Below are 24,649 nucleotides of genomic sequence, written 5' to 3' on the forward strand. Positions count from 1 at the left end.
CGAAACTGGAGTCGCGCGTTGGATACCCTGTTGTTGATCAAGGCCGCCATCATGGGCGTCGTCGAAGGCCTGACCGAATTTTTACCCATTTCTTCGACGGGGCATCTGATCCTCACCGGGGCCTTGCTGGGTTTTGACGACGCCAAAAGCAAGGTCTTCGACATCGCCATCCAGACCGGCGCCATCTTTGCCGTCATCCTGGTCTACTGGCAGCGCCTGCGCGAGGTGGCCGGCGGCCTGGGCTCGGACCAGCGTGCCCGCCGCTTCGTCACCAATGTGGCCATAGGCTTCTTCCCGGCGGTGATCCTGGGCCTGCTGTTTGGCAAGGCCATCAAGGCCCATCTCTTCACCCCCACCGTGGTGGCCAGCACCTTCATCATCGGCGGCTTCATCATCCTGTGGGCCGAGAAGCGCCAGAACACCGTGGTGCGGGTCGAGAACGTGGACGATATGACGCCGCTGGATGCGCTGAAGGTCGGCGTTCTGCAATGCCTGGCCATGGTGCCCGGCACCAGCCGCTCGGGCGCCACCATCATCGGCGGCATGCTGATCGGCCTGTCGCGCAAGGCGGCCACCGATTTCTCCTTCTTCCTGGCCATCCCCACCCTGATCGGCGCCGGCCTCTACAGCCTCTACAAGGAGCGCGCCCTGCTGAGCACGGCCGACATCCCCATGTTCGGCGTCGGCCTGCTGTTCTCCTTCATCAGCGCCTGGATCTGTGTGCGCTGGCTCTTGCGCTACATCTCCTCGCACAGCTTCGTGCCCTTCGCCTACTACCGCATCGCCTTTGGCATCGTGGTGCTGGCCACGGCCTGGAGCGGCTTGGTGGTGTGGGCCGACTGAGCCCAGGCTGGCCCGCCAGTTCCTGCTTTTGCGCGGGGCCACTCGCCTCGTGCAAATCCCTGTGCGCCCGGCGGACAAGTCCGCCCACTAAAATCCCGCTATGACGATCACCCTCAAAACCGGCGCCGACATCGCGGCCCTGCGCATCGCCGGGCGCCTGGCCTCCGAAGTGCTGGACATGCTGACCCCCTACGTCCGCCCCGGCATCACCACCGAAGCCCTGGACAAGCTGGCCCACGACTACATCGTCGATGTGCAGCAAGCCATCCCCGCGCCGCTGAACTACACGCCGCCGGGCTATATCCCCTACCCCAAGTCCATCTGCACCTCGGTCAATGATGTGATCTGCCACGGCATCCCCGATGGCCGGGCGCTGAAGAATGGCGACATCGTCAATATCGACGTCACCGTCATCAAGGACGGCTGGCACGGCGACACCAGCCGCATGTTTGTCGTGGGCGAGGGCTCCATCGCCGCCAAGCGCCTGTGCGCCTTCACCTATGAGGCGATGTGGAAGGGCATCGCCAAGGTCAAGCCCGGCGCCTATCTGGGCGATATCGGCCACGCCATCCAGACCTTTGCCGAGAACGCCGGCTTCAGCGTCGTGCGCGAGTTCTGCGGCCACGGCATCGGCCAGGTCTTCCACGAGGAACCGCAGGTGCTGCACTACGGCCGCCCCGGCACCCTGGTGCAGTTGCAGCCCGGCATGGTCTTCACCATCGAGCCCATGATCAACGCCGGCCGGCGCGAGATGCGCGAGCATGGCGACGGCTGGACCATCAAAACCAAGGACCGCTCCCTCTCGGCCCAGTGGGAACATACCCTGGTGGTGACCGAGACCGGCTACGAGGTCTTCACGCTGTCGGAAGGCAGCCCCGCCCTGCCCGCCTTCATCAGCGCCAGCAAGACCTGAGCTCGATGGCCAAGTCCGCCGGCCTTGCGCCCGACTCCCGCCCAGCGCCGGCCAGCGTGGCCGAGATGCGCCAGGCCTTCAAGGCCGGCAAGCAGGCCTTGATCGAAGAGTTCAGGAACGCCAAGCCCACCGTGACCGCCGCCGCCGGCCTGCTGCGCCGTCTGGCCCGCCATGTGGACGCCAGCCTCAAGACCTTGTGGGCCCAGGCCCAGCTGCCCGCCGGCGCCAGCCTGCTGGCGGTGGGCGGCTATGGCCGCGGCGAACTCTTCCCCTATTCGGATATCGATGTGCTGCTGCTCTTGCCCGATGGCGTGGAGGCGCATCGGGACGGCGCCGCCAAGGCCGGCATCGAGCACTTCATCACCGCCTGCTGGGACATCGGCCTGGAGGTCGGCTCCTCGGTACGCACACTGGACGAATGCCTGACGGAGGCCGCCGCCGATGTGACGGTGCAGACCTCGCTGCTGGAGTCGCGTCTGCTGGCCGGCTCGCGCGGCCTGCACGCCCGGCTGGAGCAAAGCCTGCACCAGGCCATGGACGCCAGCGCCTTCTTGCGCGCCAAGACCCTGGAGGCGCAGCAGCGCCACACCAAGTACGACGAGACACCCTACTCGCTGGAGCCCAATTGCAAGGAAAGCCCCGGTGGCCTGCGCGATCTGCAGCTGTTGATCTGGATCGCCCGCGCGGCCGGCCTGGGGCAAACCTGGCACGAGCTGGCCACCAAGGGTTTGATCACCCCGTTTGAGAGCCGCCAGCTGCAGCGCAACGAAGGCCTGCTCAAGCTGATACGCGCCCGCCTGCACACGGTGGCGGGCCGGCGCGAGGACCGCCTGGTGTTCGATCTGCAAACCGCCGTGGCCGAAAGCTTTGGCTATGCCAGCAGCCGTGCCCAGCGCGCCTCCGAGCTGCTGATGCGGCGCTATTACTGGGCGGCCAAGGCGGTCAGCCAGCTCAACCAGATCCTGCTGCTGAATCTGGAAGAGCATATCCACGGCTCGCAACAAAGCTTGATGCGCCCCATCCCCGGCCATGAGCAGCAGTTCCTGGACCGCGCCGGCATGCTGGAGGTCGCCGACGACGAGCTCTATCGGCGCGAGCCCCACGCCATTCTGCGCACCTTTCTGGTCTACCAACAGACACCCGGCATCAAGGGCTTGTCGGCCCGCACGCTGCGCGCGCTCTACAACGCCCGCGAGCTGATGGACAGCGCCTTCCGCCGCGACCCGGTGAACCGCGCCACCTTTATGCAGATCCTGCGCCAGCCGCAGGGCCAGACCCATGCTTTCCGGCTGATGAACCAGACCTCGGTGCTGGGCCGTTACCTGTGGGTATTCCGCCGCATCGTCGGCCAGATGCAGCACGACCTCTTCCACGTCTACACGGTGGATCAGCACATCCTGATGGTGCTGCGCAATGTGCGCCGTTTCTTCATCCCCGAGCACGCCCACGAGTACAGCTTCTGCTCCCAGCTGGCCGCGCAATGGGACCGGCCCGAGCTGCTTTACATCGCCGCCCTCTTCCACGATGTGGCCAAGGGGCGGGGCGGTGACCACTCCGATCTGGGCGCCGTCGAGGTCAAACGTTTCTGCCGCGAGCACGGCCTGGCAAGACCCGACACCGAGCTGGTCGGCTTTCTGGTGCAACAGCACCTGACCCTCTCGCGCGTGGCGCAGAAGGAGGACTTGTCCGACCCCGAGGTCATCGCCGGCTTTGCCGCCAAGATGCGGGACGAGCGCCATCTGACCGGCCTCTACCTGCTCACCGTGGCCGATATCCGCGGCACCAGCCCCAAGGTCTGGAATGCCTGGAAGGGCAAGCTGCTGGAGGACCTCTACCGCGTCACCCTGCGCGCCCTGGGCGGCGCCAAGCCCAATCTGGACGCCGAAATCGAGGCCCGCAAGAACGAGGCCCGCCAGGCCCTGGCCCTGCACAGCATGTTGCCCGACACCGAGGCGCCGCTGTGGCAGACCCTGGAGCTCAGCTACTTCGCCCGCCACGAGGCCGGCGAACTAGCCTGGCATGCGCGCGCCCTGTGGCGATATGTGGACGCGGCCACCCCCATCGTGCGCGCCCGCCCCTCGCCGGTGGGTGAGGGCCTGCAGGTGCTGGTCTATTCGCCCGACCGGCCCGACCTCTTCGCCCGCATGTGCGCTTATTTCGACAGCGCCGGCTTCAACATCCTGGACGCCAAGGTCCACACCACCCGCAAGGGTTTTGCGCTGGACACCTTCCAGGTCATCAGCCCCGACTCCGATCAAAACCACCGCGACCTGGTCTCCCTGGTGGAGACCAAGCTGAGCCAGGCCTTGCTGGCCGAGGGCCCCTTGCCCGAACCGCGCCGCGGCCGGCTGTCGCGCCGGGTCAAGAGCTTTCCCTACACCCCGCGCATCGCACTGCGGCCGGACGAGCGGGCCCAGCGCTGGCTCTTGAGCATCAGCACCACCGACCGCGCCGGCCTGCTCTACGCCATCGCCCGCGTGCTGGCCCGGCACCGCATCAATCTGCAGTTAGCAAAAATCTCCACCCTGGGCGAGCGGGTGGAAGACACCTTTCTGGTCGACGGCGCGGCCCTGCAACAGAACAAGACCCAGCTGCAGATCGAGAGCGAATTGCTCGACGCCGTGGCCCTGCCCCAATGAATAGCGCCCCCCGCTCCACCATCATCCCGGCCCCCGAGGCCCTGGCCACCCTGGCCGATTTCAGCGCCATCATCGATGTGCGCAGCCCCGCCGAGTTTGCCGAGGACCACATCCCCGGCGCGCTGAACTGGCCGGTGCTGGATGACGAAGAGCGCCGCATCGTCGGCACGCTCTACAAAGACTCGCCCTTCGAGGCCCGCAAGCTGGGTGCGGCCCTGGTGGCGCGCAATATCGCCCGGCAGCTCGACACGCACGGCGCCGGCCTGCCGCGCCACTGGCGACCCCTGGTTTACTGCTGGCGCGGCGGCCAGCGCTCGGGCGCCATGCACTGGTTTCTGGGCCAGATCGGTTTCAAATCGCGCCAGCTGGCCGGTGGCTACAAGGCCTACCGGGCCGAGGTGCGTGGCGCACTGGAGGCCCTGCCCGCGGGCCTCCAGCTGCAAGTGCTGTGCGGCCGCACCGGCAGCGGCAAGACCCGGCTCCTGCAGGCCCTGCGTGCGCAGGGCGGCCAGGTGCTGGATCTGGAGGCCCTGGCCGCCCACCGCGGCTCGGTGCTGGGCGCCCTGCCCGGGCAGGCCCAGCCCAGCCAGAAGGCCTTTGACAGCCGGCTTTGGCAAAGCCTGCGCGCCCTGGACCCCAGCCAGCCGATTTTTGTGGAAAGCGAGAGCCGCAAGATTGGCCAGTTACGTCTGCCCGAAGCCCTGCACCAGGCCATGCGCAACAGCCCGCACTGCTGCTGGGTGGAGATGCCCGAGGCCGCCCGGGTGCAGCTGCTGCTGGAGGACTACGGCCATTTCAGCCAGCAGGTCGAGAGCTTTTGCGGCCTGATCGACGGCCTGCTGGCGCTGCGCGGGCGGCAGAAGATCGCCGCCTGGCAGGCCCTGGCCCGCGCCGGCGATTTCGCCACCGTCTTCACCGAGCTGATGCGTGAGCATTACGACCCGGGCTACGAGAAATCGCTCAGCGGCCACTACCCGAATTTGGCCCAGGCCCGCCGCATCGAGCTGGCCGATGGCGGCCAGGCGGCCCTGGCCGCCGCGGCGGCGGAACTGCTCAATAATCCAGCGTCAAATCCCGGAGTTTCGCCTCCGGCTTGATGTCGCTCAAGTCCACGGGCTTGTGCGGCTGGCACCATCCTAGATTCAGTAGTTGAGCGAGCCCGAGGGGCTGGCGAGGCGGGTCGCTGGCAAGGCGCGCCGACGAAGCGGGCTCCTGCCCACGAGGAGAAGCAACGCCGCCAGCGGCCCGAAGCGCCAGACCAGCGAGTTCGCAGCGTTCATCATCGGAGTGGTGAACAAAAATTTGGCACTAAGGTGTTGAACCAACAGGACTATCAAGGAAGGGCAAGCGGTCAACTGCTGAATCTAGGATCGCCCCCACCACATCATGCCCATGCTCGAAACCGAAAAAGCCCTTGCGCAGTCCCGCCAGTTCGGGGTCAAGCCCATTCCCCTGCTGCGGCCCCTGGGCTGGCTGGCGCGGGGCTGGCAAGACCTGCTGCGCTGCCCCGGCGCCTCGCTGGCCCATGGCCTGCTGATGGCCCTCGTCGGCGCCCTGATTCTGTGGCTGGCACGCGACCGCTTCTGGCTGCTGGCCGGCGCCTTCAGCGGCTTCCTGCTGGTGGCCCCCATCCTGGCCACCGGGCTTTACGTCATCAGCCGCGACATCGAGATGGGCCGCCAGCCCAGCTTGGGCTCGGTGCTGCGGGCCTGGCGGCCCCGCGATGGCCGCCTGGTCGTGTTCGGCGTGCTGCTGGCCTTTGCCGGCACCGGCTGGGTGATGACCTCGGCCTCGCTGATCACCGCGCTGGCGCCCCAGCCCATCCACAGCCCCAGCGATTTTGTGCAGCATGTGCTGCTCAACGAGAACTCCCATCTGTTTGAGATCTGGCTGGGCCTGGGCGCGCTGCTGGCCGCACCCATGTTTGCCTCCACCATGATCGCCGTGCCGCTCTTGCTGGACAGCCAGATCGGCATCCTGGGCGCCGTGTTCACCAGCTGGCGTGTGGTGATGGAATACCCGGCGCCGGTGGCGCTATGGGCGGCGCTGATCATGCTGCTGACCTTGCTGGGCATGGGCACGGCGATGTTGGGCCTGATCGTGATCCTGCCCTGGCTGGGCCATGCCAGCTGGCATGCCTACCGTGATCTGGTCAGGAAAGCCGAGTAGTCCCTATGTTTGGATACACCGAGCAGCAAATCGCCCAATTCGGGCTGACCTGGGGCGTTGGCGCCTTCATGGTCTATATGATTTTCATCATCCTGCAGCTGGCCCGCGAGTCCAAGGCCGGCCGCTTCGGCACCTTTGTGCTGCTGCTGGCCCTGGGCTTTGGCATGATTGGCTTCATCGCCAAGGGCCTCATCAAGTGGTGGATGAATGGTTAAGAGCCTGGGCGCCGTCAGCCGCAGCTTCAGGCATAGCAATTTCGAAGACGTCCAGGCCCTGATCACCGGCACCTTGTTCGTCGCCCTGGGCGTGGCCTTGTTCAAGCAGGCCGGCATGCTGACCGGTGGCACGGTGGGCATCGCCTTTCTGATCCACTACGCCAGCGGCTTGCCCTTCGGCGCCCTGTTCTTCGGCATCAACCTGCCCTTCTACTGGCTGGCCTATCGGCGCATGGGCCTGCCCTTCATGCTGAAAACCATGCTGGCGGTCGGCCTGATGTCCGTCCTGTCGGAGCTGCTGCCGCGCTGGATTCAGTTCAGCGCCCTCAATAGCTGGTTCGCCGCCATCGCCGGCGGTCTGCTGATCGGTGCGGGCATGCTGATCCTGTTCCGCCACCGGGCCTCGCTAGGCGGGCTCAATGTGCTGGTGCTCTATCTGCAGGAGAAAAAAGGCTGGCGCGCCGGCTATGTGCAGGCCGCGCTGGACGGCCTGATCCTGCTGGCCTCGCTGGCCTTTGTGGCGCCGGACCGGGTGGCCCTGTCCCTGCTGGGCATGGCGGCCATCAACGCGGCCCTGGTGGTCAACCACAGGCCGGGGCGGTATACGGCGGTGTCTTAAGGACTCATACGGTTTTGCATTCAAGCGCAGAACAAGGCGGCTTGCCGCTGACTGTGCTGTAGCACGGCAAGGCAAGCCAACACGGTTATGCGGTTGAAGGCGAAACCGTCTCAGTCCGTCAGGCCCCATTGCTGCAGCATGAAGGCATAGACCTTGGCCCGCTCCTTCATGCCGTCAAAGCGCCCGGACGCGCCGCCATGGCCGGCCGTCATATTGATGTCGAACAGCAGGGGTACCTCCGGGTTGCTCTTGAGCGTGCGCAGCTTGGCCACGTATTTGGCCGCCTCCCAGTAGGGCACCTGGCTGTCGTTCAAGCCGGTGCGGGCCAGGATGGCCGGGTAGGCACCGGGCTTGAGATTGTCGTAAGGGCTGTAGGCCCGCATCCAGCGGTATTGCTCGGCGATCTTGGGGTTGCCCCACTCGATGAACTCCTCGGTGGTCAGCGGCAGGCTTTCGTCCAGCATGGTATTGATCACGTCCACAAACGGCACCTCGGCCACCACGGCCTTGTAGAGATCGGGGCGCAGATTCGTCACCGCCCCCATCAAGAGCCCACCGGCGCTGCCGCCGCTGATGATGAGCTGGGCCGGCTCGGTAAAGCCCTGGGCCACCAAGGCCTCGCTGGCGGCGATGAAGTCGGTGAAGGTATTCATCTTCTTGGCCAGCTTGCCCTCCAGATACCAGCGCCGCCCCAGATCACCGCCGCCACGCACATGGGCGACGGCGATGATCACGCCGCGCTCCAGCAAGGACAGGCCCGGCAATGAAAAGCGCGGGTCGGAGGAGCTGCCGTAACTGCCATAACCCTGCAACAGCAGGGGCTGCGGGCCCTGGCGGCGCAGCGGCTTGGCCCAGACCAGGGAGACCGGCACCTGGGTGCCGTCCGCCGCCTGCGCCCAGATGCGGCGGGTCTCATAACGGCCGGCCTCATAGCCGCCCTGCACCGGCTGGCGCTTGAGCAGGCTGAGCTTGCGGCTGGCAAAGCCGTAGTCGTAGACCGAGACCGGCGTGGTCATGGACTGATAGCTCAGGCGCAGGCTGGGGCTGTCGTACTCCCGATTGAGGCCGCGGTTGCTGGTGGCGGTGTAGACCGCTTGTTCAAACGGGATGTCTTGCGGTTTGAAGCGCGCATGTTCATAAACCCGCAGCTTGACCGAACCCTGCTCGCGCAGCTGCACGGCCAGATGGGTCTTGAACATGGTGATGCTCTCCAGCATGGCCTCATCGCGATGCGCCAGCAGCTCCTGGGCCGCGGCCAGTTGCCGGGGCTGCAGAGGCAGGCGCCGGAGATCCGGCAGGGGCAGACGCGCCAAGCGGAAATTGGGGCCGCGGTCATTGCTGAGCAGATAAAGCTGGCCCTCGCGATGCTCGACCGCATACTCCAGGCCCGGCTTGCGCGCCAGCAGCAGCGCCCAGTCGCCCAGGGGCTGGCGGCTGGGCAGGAGCCTGACCTCGCTGGCGTCCTTGGAACGGCTGATCAGGCTAAGGAAACGCCCGTCGGCCGTGTTCGACAGCTCCAGGTTGTAGAGCGGGTCCTTGTCTTCATAAACAAGAACGTCGGGCGCGCTGCCGTCCAGGGCATGGCGCCACAGGCGGTCGCGCCGCTTGGCCGCGTTGCTGGTGATGTAGAAAAGATAGCGGCCGTCGGCCGACCACTGCAGCGAGGCCACTTGCTGCGCCCGCCAGCCCAGGTCCTGAGCGCTGGCCAGATCGCGGATCTTCAGCTCGAAGTCGCGCGCGCCGGAGTCGTCGGTCGTGTAGGCCAGGCGCTTGCCGTCCGGGCTGACCATCATGCCGCCCAGGGCCATGAATTTGCGGCCCCGGGCCAGCTCGTTCATGTCCAGCAAGACCTGCTCGGCGGCAGCGGCATCAAAGCTGCGCGCAGGCCCCTGGGCCGGCCGGCGGATGAAGACCGGGTACTGCGCGCCCTCGACGGTACGGCTGGAATACCACCAAGCCCCCTCGCGCACCGGCACGGCCTCGTCCTTTTGCTGGACGCGGCCCAGCATCTCCTGGTAGAGCCGCTCCTGCAGGCCGGCCAGGGGCTGGAACCAGGCGGCGGTATAGGCGCTCTCGGCATTCAGATGCGCCATCACCTCGGGCCGCTCCTTCTCGCGCAGCCAGAAGAAGTCGTCGATACGGGTATCGCCATGGATGCTGACGTCCTTGGGCCGGCGCTCGGCCATGGGCGGCTGGGCCAGCAGGGCCGTCGCCTGCGCCAGCAGCAGCGCAAGGAACAGCGGGGCGAGCAGGCGACGGCCTGCGAACTTGGCTAGCAATATCAATTTCTCTCCCTCGCATGACCATGAGCGGTCAAAACATAATTCTCAATTCAAGCGCATCACAGCAGCGGGCTGTACCAGCGCAAGTCCAGCAGCTTGCGCGCCAGCAGATGCAGGCGGCCCGCCGGGTCGGCCAGATTGTGCAGGATGTCAAAGTGGTTGCAGCCCGGTACTTCCTCGCAGATGGGCACGGCACGCGCCCCCCAGGCCTGGCGCAGCAGCCGGTTCTGGCGCTTGAATTCCTCGCTCTCCAAGCCGCCCACCACGGTGTAGACGGGTGCCAGCGGCGCCGGGAAATGCACCGGGCTCAGGCGCCGCACGGCCTGGGCATCGAGTTGCAGATCCGCCTGCAGAAACGGCGTCTGCCGGATCGGCGCCAGATCATGCAGGCCGGAGATGCTGAGCACCCCTTTGATCAGCTGGCGCGGCAGGTCGGCGCCGACGGCCTTCCAATCGCAGCAGGCCAGCATGCTGGCCAGATGGCCGCCGGCCGAGTGGCCCAGCAGGATGATTCGATTCGGGTCGCCGCCATACTCGGCCACATTTCGCCACAGCCAGGCCAGGGCCTGGGTGAGTTGCAAGGGGATGCGGTCCAGGCCGACCGCGGGGCAGAGGCCGTAATTGGGCAGGGCCACCAGCGCCCCTTCTTCGGTGAAGCCGCTGGCCAGAAAGGACAGGTCCGATTTGTCCAGCGAGCGCCACCAGCCGCCGTGCAGCACGACCAGCACCGGCGCCGCGGAGGCCTCGGTGGGGAACAGGTCCAGACGCTCGCTGGCGGCCTCGCCATAAGCCAGATCGAGCAGGCAGGGCGAGTACTGCCGCACAAAGCGGGAGGTGCTGGCCCAGCGGTCCAGCAGGACGGCGCTGTCGGCCACGCGGGCACGGTTGTTGTACTGGGCGTCAAACCAGGCGGGCGAGCGAGCTGACATGGGCAGTCCTCCAGGGCTGGAAAAGAAATCGGCGCATGGGCGCCGATTTCACCAAATTTCCAAGCCGCTGAGTCAGCGGATTAGCCCGGCCAGGTTCGGGCACGCCTCAGAGGCTGAGAACTTTTGTAGCGAGCGGTCGTCAGGCTAGGCGGACGGAGCACAGGAACCGGAACGTACTCCCTGTACGTGAGGATTCCGAGCACCGCCCAACGACGCTTGGCGGCCGCGCAGTAAAAAGTTCTCATCCTCTCAGCGCACGCGGCCTTCCTTCCAGGCGTTCAGCAGCTTGCCGTAGTCAATGGTCTCGCCCTTGGGCTTTTCATTCGCCAGCTTGGCCCAGGGCGCGCCCTTGTCGGACAGCCATTTGGCCGGGCTTTCCTTTTTGTTCAGCTTGGGCGCGCACTTGGCCATGCCGGCGCGCTCCAGGCGGGCCATCACCGCGTCCATCTCCTCGGCCAGATTGTCCATGGCGCCCTGCGGGGTCTTCTCGCCCGTCACCGCCTGGGCCACGTTCTTCCACCACAGCTGGGCCAGCTTGGGGTAGTCGGGCACATTGTTGCCGGTGGGCGTCCAGGCCACCCGGGCCGGGCTGCGGTAGAACTCGATCAGGCCGCCGTACTTGCCGGCGTTCTTGGTGAAGAAGTCGCTGCGGATATCGCTGTCGCGGATAAAGGTCAGGCCGGTGATGCTTTTCTTCAGGCTGGTGGTCTTGGCCGTGATGAACTGGGCGTAGAGCCAGGCCGCGGCCACCTTGTTGGCGTCGTGGTCCTTGAAGAAGGTCCAGCTGCCCACGTCCTGGTAGCCGTTTTGCATGCCCTGCTTCCAGTAAGGGCCGTTGGGGCCGGGGGCCATGCGCCATTTGGGCGAGCCGTCCTCATTGACCACGGGCAGGCCTTTCTTGGTCATGTCCGCGGTGAAGGCGGTGTACCAGAAGATCTGCTGCGCGATCTGGCCCTGGGCGGGCACCGGGCCGGCCTCGCCAAAAGTCATGCCCATGGCTTCCTTGGGCGCGTACTTCTTCATCCAGTCGATGTATTTCGTCAGGGCATAGACGGCGGCGGGCGAATTGGTCGCGCCACCCCGGCTGACCGAGGCGCCCACCGGCGTGCATTTGTCATCGGCCACGCGTATGCCCCACTCGTCCACCGGCAGGCCGTTGGGGATGCCTTTGTCCGCCGTGCCGGCCATGGAGAGCCAGGCATCGGTGAAGCGCCAGCCCAGCGAGGGGTCTTTCTTGCCATAGTCCATATGGCCGTAGATGGGCTTGCCATCGATATTCTTCACATCCACGCTGAAGAATTCGGCGATGTCCTCGTAAGCGCTCCAGTTGAGCGGCACGCCCAGCTCGTAGCCGTACTTGGCCTTGAATTTGGCTTGCAGGTCTTTGCGGGCAAACAGGTCGGCGCGGAACCAGTAGAGGTTGGCGAACTGCTGATCGGGCAACTGGTAGAGCTTGCCATCGGGCGCGGTGGTGAAGCTGGTGCCGATGAAGTCCTTCAGGTCCAGGCCGGGGTTGGTGTAGTCCTTGCCAGCGCCCGCCATATAGTCGCTCAAGGCCATGATCTTGCCGTAGCGGTAATGGGTGCCGATCAGGTCGGAGTCGGAGATCCAACCGTCGTAAATGCTTTTGCCCGACTGCATGGAGGTCTGCAGCTTCTCGACCACATCACCCTCCTGGATCAGGTCATGCTTGACCTTGATGCCGGTGATTTCCTCAAAGGCCTTGGCCAGGGTCTTGCTCTCGTACTCATGGGTGGTGAGGGTCTCGGACACCACGGCCACCTCTTTCACGCCCAAGGCCCGCAGCTTCTTGGCGGCCTCGATGAACCACTTCATCTCGGCCAGCTGCTGGTCCTTGTTCAGCGTGGAGGGCTGGAACTCGGCGTCAATCCATTTTTTTGCCTCGGCCTCGCCGGCTTGGGCCGGGCCTGCCACCGCCAGCACGGCGGCGATTGCGAGCGCGCTGTAGTGGCACTTCATGCGGCTTTCCTTCATGCTTGTCTCCATCTTGCGTGTTGTCAGCCCCCGGACCGGGATTCAATAGACACGGCCCCGGGGACGCGGGCCGAATCCTTGGCTACGGAATCAGAGGGTGAGAACTTTTGTCGCGAGCGGTCGTCAGGCTAGGCGGACGGAGCGCAGGAACCGGAACGTACTCCCTGTACGTGAGGATTCCGAGCACCGCCCAACGACGCATGGCGACCGCGCAGTAAAAAGTTCTCACCCTCTCAGCCTTTTTTCAAGATCAGCCCCAGCACGGCCATGGACAGCACAAAGCTGATCCACACCGTGGGCTCGCTCTCCAGCGAAAACCATTCCATGGCCTTGGCCGACAGGCCCACAAAGGCCAGATTGATATAGGCCGCCGCCAGCAGGCCCACAAAGAGCCGGTCGCCGCGCGTGGTCTTCATCGGCAGCCAGCCTTTGCGCAGCAGCGTCGGTGACTTGATCTCCCAGATCGTCATGCCTACCAGCATCAGCGCGATGCAGCAGAAAAACACGGCGACGGGGGTGGTCCAGACCATCCAGTCAAACATTTGCTGGCTCCTTCAAATTTGCTGAAGAGCGGGTGGCGATCAAGTCGACTGGGTGCTCTGCACCGCTCATGTCCTCCGTCGGCTTCGCCTCCTCCCCCTTTACTTCGCTATGCAGAACACCCAGCCGACCTGATCGAGCAACAGCGGCTTTGCATTGGTTCGACGAAGACGCCCGAACGCCAAGCGGCTTGGGGCCTTGCTGAAGCGAAGTCAAGGAGGAGGCGGCGCCAGCCGCCGGGGGACATGAGCGGAAGCAATGCCCTAAGTCGCTTGGCCAGCGCAAGCTACCCCTTCCAATGCGAATGCGAAGTTCCATCACACCCGCCCCATCGCGAAGCCCTTGGCGATGTAGTGGCGCACAAACCAGATGACGATGGCGCCCGGCACAATGGTCAGGGTGCCGGCCGCGGCCAGGGTGGCCCAGTCCATGCCGGAGGCGCTGACGGTGCGGGTCATGATGGCGACGATGGGCTTGGCATTGACGCTGGTCAGCGTGCGCGCCAGCAGCAGCTCCACCCAGGAAAACATAAAGCAGAAAAAAGCGGCCACGCCGACCCCGGCCTTGATCAGAGGCAGGAAGATGGTGGCGAAAAAGCGCGGGAAGGAATAACCGTCGATATAAGCGGTTTCATCGATCTCGCGCGGGATGCCGCTCATGAATCCCTCCAAAATCCACACCGCCAGCGGCACGTTGAAGAGCAGATGCGCCATAGCCACGGCGATATGCGTGTCCATCAGGCCCAGCGTGGTGTAGAGCTGGAAGAAGGGCAGCAGGAAGACGGCCGGCGGCGTCATGCGATTGGTCAGCAGCCAGAAGAACACATGCTTGTCGCCCAGAAAGCTGTAGCGGCTGAAGGCATAGGCGGCCGGCAGGGCTACGCTGACGGAGATCAGCGTGTTGATGCCCACATAGAGCAGGCTGTTGAGATAGCCCGAGTACCAGGACTCATCGGTGAAGATGGTCCTGTAGCTGGCCAGGGAGAAATGCTGGGGGAAGAAGCTGAAGCTGGACAGGATCTCCTCATTCGTCTTGAAGCTCATATTGACCATCCAGTAGATGGGCAGCAGGGCAAAGACCAGATAGGCGATCAGGAATAGCGTACGTTTCTTGAAGCGGCTGTCCTCATGCATGGCTCGCGCCCTCCTGCTCGGTCTGGCCCAGCGCCTGCATCCAGCTGTAGAGGATGAAGCACAGCAAAAGGATGATCAAAAAATAGATCAGCGAGAAGGCCGCCGCCGGCCCCAGATCGAACTGGCCGACCGCCTTCTGCGTCAGGTATTGCGACAAGAAAGTGGTGGCATTGCCGGGCCCGCCACCGGTCAGCACAAAGGGCTCGGTATAGATCATGAAGCTGTCCATGAAGCGCAGGAGCACCGCAATCATCAGCACGCCGCGCATCTTGGGCAGTTGGATATAGCGGAACACGGCGAACTTGCTGGCCCCGTCTATGCGTGCAGCCTGGTAGTAAGCATCGGGGATGGAGCGCAGACCCGCATAGCCCAGCAAGGCCACCAAGGGCGTCCAGTGCCAGACATCCATCACCAGCACGGTGAGCCAGGCGTCCAGGGGATTGCCGGTGTAGTTGTAGTCCACACCCAGGGCCTTGAGCCCGGCGCCCAGCAGGCCGATATCGCTGCGGCCGAAGATCTGCCAGATCGTGCCCACCACATTCCAGGGGATCAGCAGCGAGAGCGACACCAGCACCAGGGTGGCCGACGACTTCCAGCCCTGGGCCGGCATGGACAGGGCCAGCGCCACCCCCAGCGGCAGCTCCACCAGCAGCACCGCAAGCGAAAAGCCCAGCTGCCGCCACAGGGCCGCATGCAGCTCTTCGTCCCGCATCACGGCGGCAAACCACTCGGTACCGACGAACACGCGGCGCTCGGGCGAGATGATGTCCTGCACCGAGTAATTGACCACGGTCATCAAGGGCAGGATGGCCGAGAAGGCCACGCAGATGAAGACCGGCAGGACCAGGAACCAGGCTTTTTGATTGACGGGCTTCATGCCAGCACCTCCGGGGCTGTGATGAGCTGCTCATCGGCGCCATAAAAACATGTGTGCTCGCCCAGCAGTTGCAGCCAAACCCGATCGCCCGCGACCGGCGGCCTGGCCTGGGGCTGCAGGCGCACGCGCAGGGTCTGGCCCGCCAGCTGGGTCGTGATCAGCCAATACGTGCCCACGTCCTGCACCTTGCTGACCTGCACCTCCACGCAGCCGGGCTGCTGCGCCGGCCGCAGCTGCACATACTCGGGCCGCACGCCCAGGGTGAACTCGGCCAGCTGAGCCAGGCGCGCCAGCATCGCCGCGCCGAGCGCACTGCCGGCCAGGCTCAGGCGCTGGCCGCCCAGAATCAGGTCCTGGCCCTGCAGACGCGCGGGCAAAAAGTTCATGCCGGGCGAGCCGATGAAATGGCCCACAAACATATGCTGGGGCCGTTCGAACAGCGCGTCCGCCGCCCCCATCTGCACCGCGCGGCCCCGACTCATCACCACGATCTGGTCGGCGAAGGTCAGCGCCTCTACCTGATCATGGGTGACGTAGATCAGGGTCAGGCCAAGCTCGTGGTGGATCTGCTTGAGCTTGCGCCGCAGCTGCCATTTCAGATGCGGGTCTATGACCGTCAGCGGCTCGTCGAACAGCACGGCCGACACATCCTCCCGCACCAGGCCGCGGCCCAGCGAGATCTTCTGCTTGGCATCGGCCGTCAGGCCGGCGGCGCGCTGGTCCAGCTGGGCGCTCAGCTCCAGCATCTCGGCGATGCGCCCTACCCGCTGCTGGATGCGGGCCGCGGCCAGGCCGCGGTTCTTCAAGGGAAAGGCCAGGTTCTCCGCCACCGTCATGGTGTCGTAGATGACCGGGAACTGGAATACCTGGGCGATATTGCGCGCCTGCGGCGAGAGCCGGGTCACGTCGCGGCCGTCGAAGCTCACCGTGCCCTGGGAGGGCTGGACCAGGCCCGACATGATGTTGAGCATGGTGGTCTTGCCGCAGCCCGAGGGGCCCAGCAAGGCATAGGCGCCGCCGTCCTCGAAGGCCATCTTCAGCGGCAGCAGCGCATAATCGCTGTCCTGCTGGGGATTGGCCTTGTAAGCGTGGGCCAGATCGAGTGTGATGCCAGCCATCAGCCCTGCCCTCCCACGGCCTGCAGGCGCTGCGGCGCCAGCAGCAAGGCCTCTTGCGCATCGAACACATAGGCCTCGGCGGCCTGCAGATACAAGGTGAGGGCGGCGCCCAGCTCGAAATAATGCACGCCGCTGAGCTGGGCCACCAGGGACCCTAACTCACTGCGCAGATGGACAAAAGTGTCGGACCCCGAAATCTCCGCCAGCTCCACGATGCCGGGCAAGGCGAGATCGCCGGGCCGGCCTTGCAGGCGCAGGCTGTTGGCACGCAAGCCCAGCGTGAGCGCGGCACTGGCGCCCGCAGGCAGGGGCAGGTCCAGCGTCAAGCCAGGCTTCAATTCGACGCCTTGCGCCGAGGCGCGCGCCGGCAAAAGATTCATCGGCGGGTCGCTGAAGGCCCGTGCCACCCGCAGCGAGGCCGGGCGGTGGAAGACCTCGGCCGTGGGGCCGTACTGCAGCAACTCACCGGCATCCAGCACGGCGGTATAGCCGCCCAGCAGCAAGGCCTCGGCCGGCTCGGTGGTGGCATAGACCACGGTGGCATCGCCGGTGGCAAAGAGCTGGCTCAGCTCCTCGCGCAAGTCCTCGCGCAGCTTGTAGTCCAGATTGACCAGGGGCTCGTCCAGCAGCATCAGGGGCGCGTTCTTGGCCAGGGCGCGGGCCAGGGCCACGCGCTGCTGCTGGCCGCCGCTGAGCTGGGCGGGTAGCTTGTCCAGATGCATCTCGATGTGCAGGCGCTCGGCCAGGGCCTGCACCTGGGCCTGGATGGCCTTGGCGCTCAGGCCGCCGCGCAGCTTGAGCGGCGAGGCGATGTTCTGCGCCACCGTCATCGAGGGGTAGTTGATGAACTGCTGGTAGACCATGGAGACATTGCGCTCCCGCACCGGCAGGCCGGTCACGTCCGCGCCATCCACCAGCACCCGGCCCGCGCTGGGCTTGTCCAGGCCGGCCATCAGCCGCATCAGGCTGGTCTTGCCCGCCTGCGTGGCGCCCAGCAACACCGTCACCGCGCCGGGCTGCAAGGCCAGGTCCAGCGGATAGAGAAAGGCCTGGGCACCGACTCGGTGGCTGAGGTCTTGCAGGCTCAGTTGCATCGAAATTCCTTGTCAGGTTTGATCTGCGAACCAGGCGCTCACCCGCGCCCGCTGGGCCGCGTCGTAATGCAGGCCCAGCTTGGAGCGGCGCCACAGCACGTCCTCGGCCGACAGCGCCCACTCCTCGCGCTGCAGATAGCGCAGCTCGATCTCGTACAAGCCGGGCGCCACCTCGGCCCCCAGATCGGCGATCGTCGCCGCCGCGCCCAGCACCCGCGAGATGCGCGCGCCATAGGCTCTGGAGAGGCGCCGCGCCAGCGGCTCGGGCAGATAGGCATAGCGTTTTTGCACCGCCTGCACCAGGCGCTCGAAATCGGTATCGGGGCGCTGCGGCCGGCCTATCCAGGCGCTCAGCTCGCCACCGGGCAGATAGGCTTTCTCGGTCCAGGCCGGGCGGGCCGGCTGGCCCAGCATCTCGCCCAGCAGATCGGCCGCATCCTCGGCCAGCTTGCGGAAGGTGGTGATCTTGCCGCCCCACACGCTCAGCAAGGGCGCGCCCTGGGTATTGCTCTCCAGCGAATAGTCGCGGGTCACGGCCGAAGCGTCGCCGGAGGCATCGTCCAGCAGCGGGCGCACGCCGGCATAGCTCCAGACCACATCCTCGCGCTCGACCGGTTTCTCGAAATAACGGCTGGCCTGCTCGCACAGATAGGCCACCTCCTGCGCATCGATCTCGGCCTTGGCCCCGCCCGCGATGGCCGCCTGCGGCAGTTCCACATCGGTGGTGCCGATCAAGGTGTAGTCACGCTCGTAGGGGATGGCGAAGATGATGCGCTTGTCGGGGTTCTGGAAGATATAGGCGTGGTCGTGCTCGAAGCAGCGCTTGACGATGATGTGGCTGCCCTTGACCAGGCGCAGGCTCTTGGTCGCCAGGGTCTCGCCGCGGGCGGCCTCAGTGCATTCGCGCAAAAAAGACTCCGCCCAGGGCCCGGCCGCATTCACCAGGGCACGGGCGCGCACGATACGCTCACCCGCCGGGGTCTGGATATGGGCCGTCCAGCCCTGGGCATCACGCTTGACGCGGGTGCAGGGGCTGCGGGTCAGGATCTCCGCCCCTTTTGCCTGGGCGTCCAGGGCATTCAGCAGGACCAGGCGAGCGTCATCCACCCAGCCGTCGGAATAGACAAAGCCGCGCTCATACCTGGCCTTGAGCGGCGCGCCCAGGGGCGAGCGGCGCAGCTGCACGCTGCTGGAGCCCGGCAAGACCTCGCGGCGGGCCAGATGGTCGTACAAAAATATGCCCATGCGTATCATCCAGGCCGGGCGCATGGCCGCGTCGTGCGGCATCACAAAGCGCAGCGGCCACATGATGTGGGGGGCGCTCTTGAGCAGCAGCTCGCGCTCCTGCAAGGCCTTGCGGACCAGGGAGAACTCGTAATACTCCAGATAGCGCAGGCCGCCGTGGATCAGCTTGGTCGAGGACGAGGAGGTGTGCGAGGCCAGATCATCCCGCTCGCACAGCAAGACCTTCCAGCCCCGCCCGGCCAGATCACGCGCGATGCCCGCGCCATTGATGCCACCGCCGACGACGAGCACGTCCAGCCAATCGCCCTGATCTGAATTTCGCTCCGCCGTCACGGCAGCGGGCTTTTCCCTGGCATTCACAAACAGTCTCCAAGATCGAAAGATTCGTTATTCTGTCTTTCTTTTTCGTTTTTAACGCGTTTCCGTGCGAATCAACACAGGGTTAACCAGATTTCTCATTCGATTTGATTCCAATTAGGCTGGGACACGACGCGAATTGGCGCGTTTCAGGCTCATCCGAAGCACCTGCGAGCCGCCCTCTACACTTGGCACCATGGTTCCCAATCTCCGTCAAACAGAGCTGCTCGCCGAAGTGCGCGCGCGCGGCTCGATCAGCGTCGAAGCCCTGGCCGAAAAATTCGGCGTCACCCTGCAAACGGTGCGCCGCGATGTGCAGCGCATGGCCGAGGCCGGCCTGGTCGCCCGCTTCCACGGCGGCGTGCGCGTCCCCGCCAGCACCACCGAAAACATCGCCTACCGCCAACGCCAGGCCTTGCACGCCGAGGGCAAGGCACGCATCGCCCGCGCCATCGCCCAGCGCATCCCGGCCGGCTGCTCGCTGATCCTGAATCTGGGCACGACCACCGAGGCCGTGGCCCGCGAACTGCTCAAGCACCAGGGCCTGCGCGTCATCACCAACAATCTGAATGTGGCCATGATCCTGGCCGACAACCCGGACTGCGAGCTGGTGATGGTGGGCGGCGTGGTGCGCTCGCGCGACCGCGGCGTCATCGGCGAGGCGGCGGTGGACTTCATCCGCCAGTTCAAGGTCGACATCGGCCTGGTCGGCATCTCCGGCATCGAGGAAGACGGCTCGCTGCGCGACTTCGACTACCGCGAGGTGATGGTGGCCCGCACCATCATCGAACACTCGCGCGAGGTCTGGGTCGCCAGCGACCACAGCAAATTCAAACGCCCCGCCATGGCCGAGGTGGCTCGCCTGGCCCAGATCGACGCCTTGTTCACCGACGCCCAGCCGCCCGAGCCCTTCCCCAGCCTGATGCGGGACGCGGGCGTGGAGCTGGTGGTGGCGGACTGACACCAGCAAGCTAACGAAAATTACCGACGGCCATGACCTATCTGCTCGCCCTCGACCAGGGCACCTCCAGCTCCCGCAGCATCGTGTTCGACGCCACCGGCCGGATCTTGGCCATGGCGCAGCGCGAGTTCCGCCAGATCTTTCCCCAGCCCGGCTGGGTCGAGCACGACGCAGACGAAATCTGGGACAGCCAGCTGGCCACCGCCCGCGAGGCCCTGGCCAAGGCCGGCCTGCAAGCGCAGCAGATCAAGGCTTTGGGCATCACCAACCAGCGCGAGACCACGGTGCTGTGGAACCGCAAGACCGGCCAGCCCGTGCATCACGCCATCGTCTGGCAGGACCGCCGCGCCGAACCCATTTGCGCCGAGCTGCGCGCCCAGGGCCTGAGCGGCCTGGTGCGGGAAAAAACCGGCCTGGTGATCGACGCCTATTTCTCCGGCAGCAAGCTCAAATGGCTGCTGGACCATGTGCCCGGCGCGCGCGCCCAGGCCGAACGCGGCGAACTGGCCTTTGGCACGGTGGACAGCTGGCTGATGTGGCGGCTGAGCGAGGGCCGCATCCACGCCACCGACGTCAGCAATGCCTCGCGCACCCTGCTCTTCAATGTGCGCAGCAATGCATGGGATGAGGAGCTGCTGGCCCTGCTGCAGATCCCGCGCGCGCTGCTGCCCGAGGTCCACCCCAGTGCCCATGTCTACGGCCAGGCGGCGGCCAGGCATCTGGGCGCCGAGATCGCGATTGGCGGCGTGGCGGGCGATCAGCAAAGCGCCCTCTTCGGCCAGGCCTGCTTCAAGGCCGGCATGGCCAAGAACACCTATGGCACCGGCTGCTTCATGCTGATGCACACCGGCGAGCAGTTCCAAAGCTCGGCCAACGGCCTGATCAGCACCAGTGCCGCCCAGGCCAGCGCCAGGCCGGAGTTTGCGCTGGAGGGCAGCGTCTTCATCGGCGGCGCGGTGGTGCAGTGGTTGCGCGACGGCCTGCATGCTTTTTCAAACAGCCAGGAGGTGCAAGGCCTGGCCGAGAGCGTGCCCGATGCCGGCGGGGTGATGTTTGTGCCGGCCTTCACCGGCCTGGGCGCGCCCTACTGGCAGCCGCAGGCGCGCGGCGCCATCGTGGGCTTAACAAGGGGTAGCACGATGGCTCACATCGCGCGTGCGGCGCTGGAAAGCATTGCCTTCCAGAGCGCCGCCCTGCTGCAGGCCATGAGCAGCGACGCGGTGGCCGCGGGCGCCGCGCCGGTGACCGAGCTGCGGGTGGACGGCGGCGCCTGCGTCAACAATCTGCTGATGCAGTTCCAGGCCGATCTGCTGGGCATCCCGGTGCTGCGGCCCCGGGTGATCGAGACCACCGCCCTGGGCGCCGCCTATCTGGCCGGCCTGAGCACCGGCGTGTTCAAGAACCTGGGCGATCTGGAGCAGCACTGGCGGGCGGAGCGGGTCTTCCACCCCACGCTGAGCCGCGAACGCGCCCAGGGCCTGATGGCCGACTGGGAGCGCGCGGTGCGCCAGACCGTGACGGTCTGAATCAGCGGATCAACGGTAGAAGGCTTCGACCCGGCCCTTGAGCTTGAGCATCAGGGGCTGACCCTTGCGGTCCACGGTCTTGCCGGCGCGGAACTTGATCCAGCCTTCGCTGATGCAGTATTCCTCGACGTCGGAGCGCTCCTTGTCGTTGAAACGGATGCCGATCTCGTGCTCGAACACGGCCGCATCATGGTGCGGGCTGCGCGGATCGACCGACAGATGGTCGGGAATGGGCGGACGGGAATCGCTTGGGGTGGAGGCTTGGTTTTCGCTCATAGTTCTGGCTTCTCTGTTCGTTCTGCCTGGCTGCTTGGCGCAGGCGCTTTGAATTGCAGCGCCGATTTTCGCGGATTTGCGAGCCCAGCCGGCCGGCCAGGCAAAACTCTGTTTGAAAAGCCGCCAGGGCCAGGAGTCTGTCGGGCTTGGGTCGCCGACAGACTCCTAAACTAGGCGCAGACCCAAAACCAGACAGAGGGGAGATCATGTCCTACGCCTTGCTGATCATCGAAGACCCGGCCCAACGCAGTGAGCGCAGCCGCGCCGAGGGTGAAGCCTTGTACGCCCAGATGGCGGCCTTTGGCGCCGCCCTGCATGACAAGCGGCAGTTGAAGGCCGCCGAGTCGCTGGGCTCGCACCAGGGCGCCCAGCGCGTGCGCAGCGGCCCGCAGGGCCGTATGCAAATCACCGACGGCCCTTTTGCCGAGGCCAAGGAAATGATTGGCGGCTTTTTCCTGCTGCAAAACGTCAGCCACGCCGAAGCCCTGGAGATCGCCCAACGCTGCCCGGCCGCCCAATGGGCCACGGTGGAACTGCGCCGCCTGGCCCCCTGCTTTGACGGCAGCGAGGGCCAGGCCTGAGAAAGGGTATTCCTACCCAAAGCCGGGTTTCCGGTCGAAATCGCTCCACCTGCTTCGTCGTTCCTCATGAAGCGCGGGAGGATTGTTTGACTCACCCGCTTGCAGACCCTGCGGCCCAGCCGCAGCCTTGCTTCATTCCACCGCAGCGCCTGTTCGGAGCCCTCATCACCATGTCTTTCCAAGCCTATCTCGACACCATTCAAAGCAAGACCGGCAAAAGCCCGGCGGACTTCAAGGCCCTGGCCAAGGCCAAGGGCTGGATGACGGGGCCGACCCTCAGCGCCGAGATCAAAGCCACCCAGATCGTCGACTGGATCAAGCAGGACTTTGCCCTGGGCCATGGTCACGCCATGGCGATTTACGCCCTGCTCAAGGGGCTCAAGAAGGAAGGTCAGGCCTGAGAGGGTGAGAACTTTTTACTGCGCGGCCGCCATGCGTCGTTGGACGGTGCTCGGAATCCTCACGTACAGGGAGTACGTTCCGGTTCCTGCGCTCCGTCCGCCTAGCCTGACGACCGCTCGCTACAAAAGTTCTCACCCTCTGAGCGCTTGTCGGCCCGCAGGCGCCGCGACCACCACCCCATAGCCACAGAAAGAACCCAGCATGCTTCGCCAAATTTTCGTCAACCTGCCCATCAAGAATATGGCGCGCTCACGGGCCTTTTTCCAAGCCCTGGGCCTGCACTTCAACCCGCAGTTCAGCAACGAGCAAGGTGCCTGCCTGCAGATCGCCGACAACATCTACGCCATGCTGCTGGTGGAGCCTTTTTTCCAGAGCTTCACCAAGCTGCCCATCTCGGATGCCCACAAAAGCACCCAGCTGCTGATCGCCCTGAGTTGCGACAGCCGGGCCGAGGTCGACGAGCTGGTACGCAAGGCCCTGGGCGCGGGCGGCACGACGCCAAACGAGCCGCGCGATATGGGCTTTATGTACCAGCACGGTTTCGCCGATCCGGACGGCCACCAGTGGGAGGTGTTCTGGATGGACGAGAAGGCCGCCCCGGCCCAGGTTTGAGCGCCTTGCCCGCCGATCTGTACCAGGCCATTGCCACCCTCTGGCGGCAGGAATCGCCCAAGCTGGTGGCCACCCTCAGCCGCCTGCTGCGCGACCTGGACCTGGCCGAGGACCTTGCCCAGGAGGCCTTGCTGGCCGCCCTGGAGCATTGGCCCTCGCAAGGCCTGCCCGACAAGCCCGGCGCCTGGCTGATGAGCACGGCCAAGAACCGCGCTTTCGACCAGCTGCGCCACCGCAAGATGGCGCAGCTGCGCCAGGAAGAACTGGCTCAGGACCTATTGGCACTGGAGCAGCATAGGGCGCCCGATTTTCTGGAGGCGCTGGACCGCGCGCGCCAGGACGAGGTGGGTGACGATATGCTGCGCCTGATCTTCGTCGCCTGCCATCCCGAGCTGGCAGCCGAGAGCCGGGTGGCGTTAACGCTCAAACTGCTGGGCGGCCTGACGACGCAGGAGATCGCCCGCGCCTACCTGCTGCCCGAGGCCACCATGGCCCAACGCATCGTGCGCGCCAAGCGCCGCATCAAGGAGGCCGAGCTGCCCTTCGACTTGCCACGCGGCCCGGCTTTGCAGCAGCGCCTGGCCTCGGTGCTGGAGGTGATCTACCTGATCTTCAACGAAGGCTATGCCGCCAGCAGCGGCGCCGACTCGACCCGCCCCGCGCTATGCCGGGAGGCCTTGCGCCTGGGCCGCCTGCTGAGCCAAATCCAGCCCCAGTCCGCCGAGGCCCAGGGCCTGCTGGCCTTGATGGCCTTGCAAGCCTCGCGGCTGCCGGCACGCAGCGATGCGCAGGGCCGCCCGGTGCTGCTGGAAGCACAAGATCGCAGCCTGTGGGACCAGGGCCTGATCGAGCAAGGCCTGCGGGCGCTGGCACTGGCGGCGCAGCGCGAGGCCGAGCTGGGCCCTTACGGACTGCAGGCCGCCATCGCCGCCTGCCACGCCCGCGCGCCCAGCACGGATCAGACCGATTGGGCCAGAGTCGATGCGCTCTACCTGGCACTCTACCGCCTGCGCCCCTCGCCCGTCATCGCCCTCAACCGGGTGGTCGCCCACGCCATGCACCAGGGCCCGGCCGCGGGCCTGCAGCTGCTGGCGCCCCTGCTGCAAGACCCCGCCCTGCAAAACTACCCCTGGCTGCCCGCCGTGCAGGGCGATTTGCTGGAGAAGCTGGGGCAGGCCGAACAGGCCGGCCGGGCTTTTGAAACCGCCGCCGCCCTGAGCGGCAATGCGCAGGACCGCCTGCAGATGCTGACGCGGGCGCAGAGGCTGAAGGCGCAGACCGGCGCTTGATCGGGCACCGGAGGCAGCGAAAAAGGAAAAGCCC

General features: G+C 65.8%; 23 protein-coding genes and 2 other RNA genes. 14 read left to right on the forward strand and 11 right to left on the reverse strand.

The genetic code is table 11. The features are described from left to right. Positions 1 to 18 precede the first annotated feature (18 nt). From HNP55_RS00670 to HNP55_RS00700, 7 genes are all read left to right on the forward strand, one after another. Positions 19 to 843 carry an undecaprenyl-diphosphate phosphatase gene (locus HNP55_RS00670; protein WP_184295017.1) on the forward strand — a complete coding sequence of 275 codons (825 nt, stop codon included), beginning with the start codon at positions 19 to 21 and terminating at the stop codon, positions 841 to 843. A gap of 100 nt (positions 844 to 943) precedes the next feature. After that, positions 944 to 1,756, forward strand: a complete 813-nt coding sequence (map, locus tag HNP55_RS00675; protein ID WP_184295021.1) for a type I methionyl aminopeptidase — start codon at positions 944 to 946, stop codon at positions 1,754 to 1,756. A gap of 5 nt (positions 1,757 to 1,761) precedes the next feature. After that, positions 1,762 to 4,395, forward strand: a complete 2,634-nt coding sequence (locus HNP55_RS00680) for a [protein-PII] uridylyltransferase (protein ID WP_184295024.1) — start codon at positions 1,762 to 1,764, stop codon at positions 4,393 to 4,395. Further along, positions 4,392 to 5,492, forward strand: coding sequence for a tRNA 2-selenouridine(34) synthase MnmH (gene mnmH, locus HNP55_RS00685; protein WP_184295027.1), 1,101 nt, complete (start codon positions 4,392 to 4,394; stop codon positions 5,490 to 5,492). Before HNP55_RS00680 ends, mnmH begins: the two co-directional genes overlap by 4 nt. A gap of 289 nt (positions 5,493 to 5,781) precedes the next feature. After that, positions 5,782 to 6,564 (forward strand): DUF2189 domain-containing protein, encoded by a 783-nt coding sequence (locus HNP55_RS00690; protein WP_246448091.1) that lies wholly within the window; start codon positions 5,782 to 5,784, stop codon positions 6,562 to 6,564. A gap of 5 nt (positions 6,565 to 6,569) precedes the next feature. Next, on the forward strand, positions 6,570 to 6,779 hold the full coding sequence (locus HNP55_RS00695) for a DUF2788 domain-containing protein (RefSeq protein ID WP_184295030.1): 210 nt from the start codon (positions 6,570 to 6,572) through the stop codon (positions 6,777 to 6,779). Beyond that, entirely contained in the window at positions 6,772 to 7,398 is a 627-nt protein-coding gene (locus HNP55_RS00700; RefSeq protein ID WP_184295033.1) for a YitT family protein, read from the forward strand. The genes HNP55_RS00695 and HNP55_RS00700 overlap by 8 nt, the downstream gene beginning before the upstream one ends. A gap of 110 nt (positions 7,399 to 7,508) precedes the next feature. Here HNP55_RS00700 and HNP55_RS00705 read toward each other — a convergent pair whose 3' ends face one another. The 10 genes from HNP55_RS00705 to glpD form a co-directional block, all read right to left on the reverse strand. After that, positions 7,509 to 9,683 carry a S9 family peptidase gene (locus HNP55_RS00705; RefSeq protein ID WP_221439417.1) on the reverse strand — a complete coding sequence of 725 codons (2,175 nt, stop codon included), beginning with the start codon at positions 9,681 to 9,683 and terminating at the stop codon, positions 7,509 to 7,511. A gap of 56 nt (positions 9,684 to 9,739) precedes the next feature. After that, on the reverse strand, positions 9,740 to 10,609 hold the full coding sequence (locus tag HNP55_RS00710; protein WP_184295038.1) for an alpha/beta hydrolase: 870 nt from the start codon (positions 10,607 to 10,609) through the stop codon (positions 9,740 to 9,742). A 111-nt stretch (positions 10,610 to 10,720) separates the two neighbouring features. Then, a non-coding RNA gene (locus HNP55_RS00715) (sX9 sRNA) lies at positions 10,721 to 10,797 on the reverse strand. A gap of 61 nt (positions 10,798 to 10,858) precedes the next feature. Continuing rightward, complete coding sequence (locus HNP55_RS00720; RefSeq protein WP_184296619.1) at positions 10,859 to 12,589, reverse strand: ABC transporter substrate-binding protein; 1,731 nt, start codon at positions 12,587 to 12,589, stop codon at positions 10,859 to 10,861. A 248-nt stretch (positions 12,590 to 12,837) separates the two neighbouring features. Further along, positions 12,838 to 13,146 carry a DUF2160 domain-containing protein gene (locus tag HNP55_RS00725; protein WP_184295041.1) on the reverse strand — a complete coding sequence of 103 codons (309 nt, stop codon included), beginning with the start codon at positions 13,144 to 13,146 and terminating at the stop codon, positions 12,838 to 12,840. Between the two features lie 315 nt (positions 13,147 to 13,461). Continuing rightward, entirely contained in the window at positions 13,462 to 14,277 is an 816-nt protein-coding gene (locus HNP55_RS00730; protein ID WP_184295043.1) for a carbohydrate ABC transporter permease, read from the reverse strand. Then, positions 14,270 to 15,154 carry a carbohydrate ABC transporter permease gene (locus HNP55_RS00735; RefSeq protein WP_184295045.1) on the reverse strand — a complete coding sequence of 295 codons (885 nt, stop codon included), beginning with the start codon at positions 15,152 to 15,154 and terminating at the stop codon, positions 14,270 to 14,272. Before HNP55_RS00735 ends, HNP55_RS00730 begins: the two co-directional genes overlap by 8 nt. Then, the gene (locus HNP55_RS00740; RefSeq protein WP_184295048.1) at positions 15,151 to 16,272 is read right to left on the reverse strand and encodes an ABC transporter ATP-binding protein; all 1,122 of its coding nucleotides are present in this window, start codon (positions 16,270 to 16,272) and stop codon (positions 15,151 to 15,153) included. Before HNP55_RS00740 ends, HNP55_RS00735 begins: the two co-directional genes overlap by 4 nt. Beyond that, positions 16,272 to 17,366 (reverse strand): ABC transporter ATP-binding protein, encoded by a 1,095-nt coding sequence (locus tag HNP55_RS00745; protein WP_184295051.1) that lies wholly within the window; start codon positions 17,364 to 17,366, stop codon positions 16,272 to 16,274. Before HNP55_RS00745 ends, HNP55_RS00740 begins: the two co-directional genes overlap by 1 nt. A 12-nt stretch (positions 17,367 to 17,378) precedes the next feature. After that, a complete protein-coding gene (gene glpD / locus HNP55_RS00750) occupies positions 17,379 to 18,944 on the reverse strand; it encodes a glycerol-3-phosphate dehydrogenase (protein ID WP_348648658.1) in 1,566 nt (521 codons plus the stop codon). Between the two features lie 220 nt (positions 18,945 to 19,164). On the opposite strand from glpD, the gene HNP55_RS00755 reads away from it, so the two are divergent. Continuing rightward, positions 19,165 to 19,929 carry a DeoR/GlpR family DNA-binding transcription regulator gene (locus HNP55_RS00755; RefSeq protein ID WP_184295054.1) on the forward strand — a complete coding sequence of 255 codons (765 nt, stop codon included), beginning with the start codon at positions 19,165 to 19,167 and terminating at the stop codon, positions 19,927 to 19,929. A gap of 32 nt (positions 19,930 to 19,961) precedes the next feature. After that, on the forward strand, positions 19,962 to 21,455 hold the full coding sequence (glpK, locus tag HNP55_RS00760; RefSeq protein ID WP_184295057.1) for a glycerol kinase GlpK: 1,494 nt from the start codon (positions 19,962 to 19,964) through the stop codon (positions 21,453 to 21,455). Between the two features lie 9 nt (positions 21,456 to 21,464). Here glpK and HNP55_RS00765 read toward each other — a convergent pair whose 3' ends face one another. Further along, positions 21,465 to 21,731 carry a DUF3297 family protein gene (locus HNP55_RS00765; RefSeq protein WP_184295060.1) on the reverse strand — a complete coding sequence of 89 codons (267 nt, stop codon included), beginning with the start codon at positions 21,729 to 21,731 and terminating at the stop codon, positions 21,465 to 21,467. Between the two features lie 206 nt (positions 21,732 to 21,937). Here HNP55_RS00765 and HNP55_RS00770 point away from each other — a divergent pair, with 206 nt between their 5' ends. The 5 genes from HNP55_RS00770 (at position 21,938) to HNP55_RS00790 (ending at position 24,615) form a co-directional block, all read left to right on the forward strand. Further along, the gene (locus HNP55_RS00770) at positions 21,938 to 22,312 is read left to right on the forward strand and encodes a YciI family protein (protein ID WP_184295063.1); all 375 of its coding nucleotides are present in this window, start codon (positions 21,938 to 21,940) and stop codon (positions 22,310 to 22,312) included. A gap of 170 nt (positions 22,313 to 22,482) precedes the next feature. Further along, the gene (locus tag HNP55_RS00775; protein WP_184295065.1) at positions 22,483 to 22,713 is read left to right on the forward strand and encodes a DUF4287 domain-containing protein; all 231 of its coding nucleotides are present in this window, start codon (positions 22,483 to 22,485) and stop codon (positions 22,711 to 22,713) included. 61 nt (positions 22,714 to 22,774) lie between these two features. Beyond that, a non-coding RNA gene (locus HNP55_RS00780) (sX9 sRNA) lies at positions 22,775 to 22,869 on the forward strand. Positions 22,870 to 22,915: 46 nt separating this feature from the next. Further along, positions 22,916 to 23,326 carry a VOC family protein gene (locus HNP55_RS00785; protein WP_184295068.1) on the forward strand — a complete coding sequence of 137 codons (411 nt, stop codon included), beginning with the start codon at positions 22,916 to 22,918 and terminating at the stop codon, positions 23,324 to 23,326. After that, positions 23,323 to 24,615, forward strand: a complete 1,293-nt coding sequence (locus HNP55_RS00790; RefSeq protein WP_348648636.1) for an RNA polymerase sigma factor — start codon at positions 23,323 to 23,325, stop codon at positions 24,613 to 24,615. The genes HNP55_RS00785 and HNP55_RS00790 overlap by 4 nt, the downstream gene beginning before the upstream one ends. The last annotated feature ends 34 nt before the right edge of the window (positions 24,616 to 24,649 follow it).

The sequence above is a fragment of the Roseateles oligotrophus genome (assembly GCF_014204525.1).
Lineage (GTDB): Bacteria > Pseudomonadota > Gammaproteobacteria > Burkholderiales > Burkholderiaceae_C > Paucibacter_A > Paucibacter_A oligotrophus_A.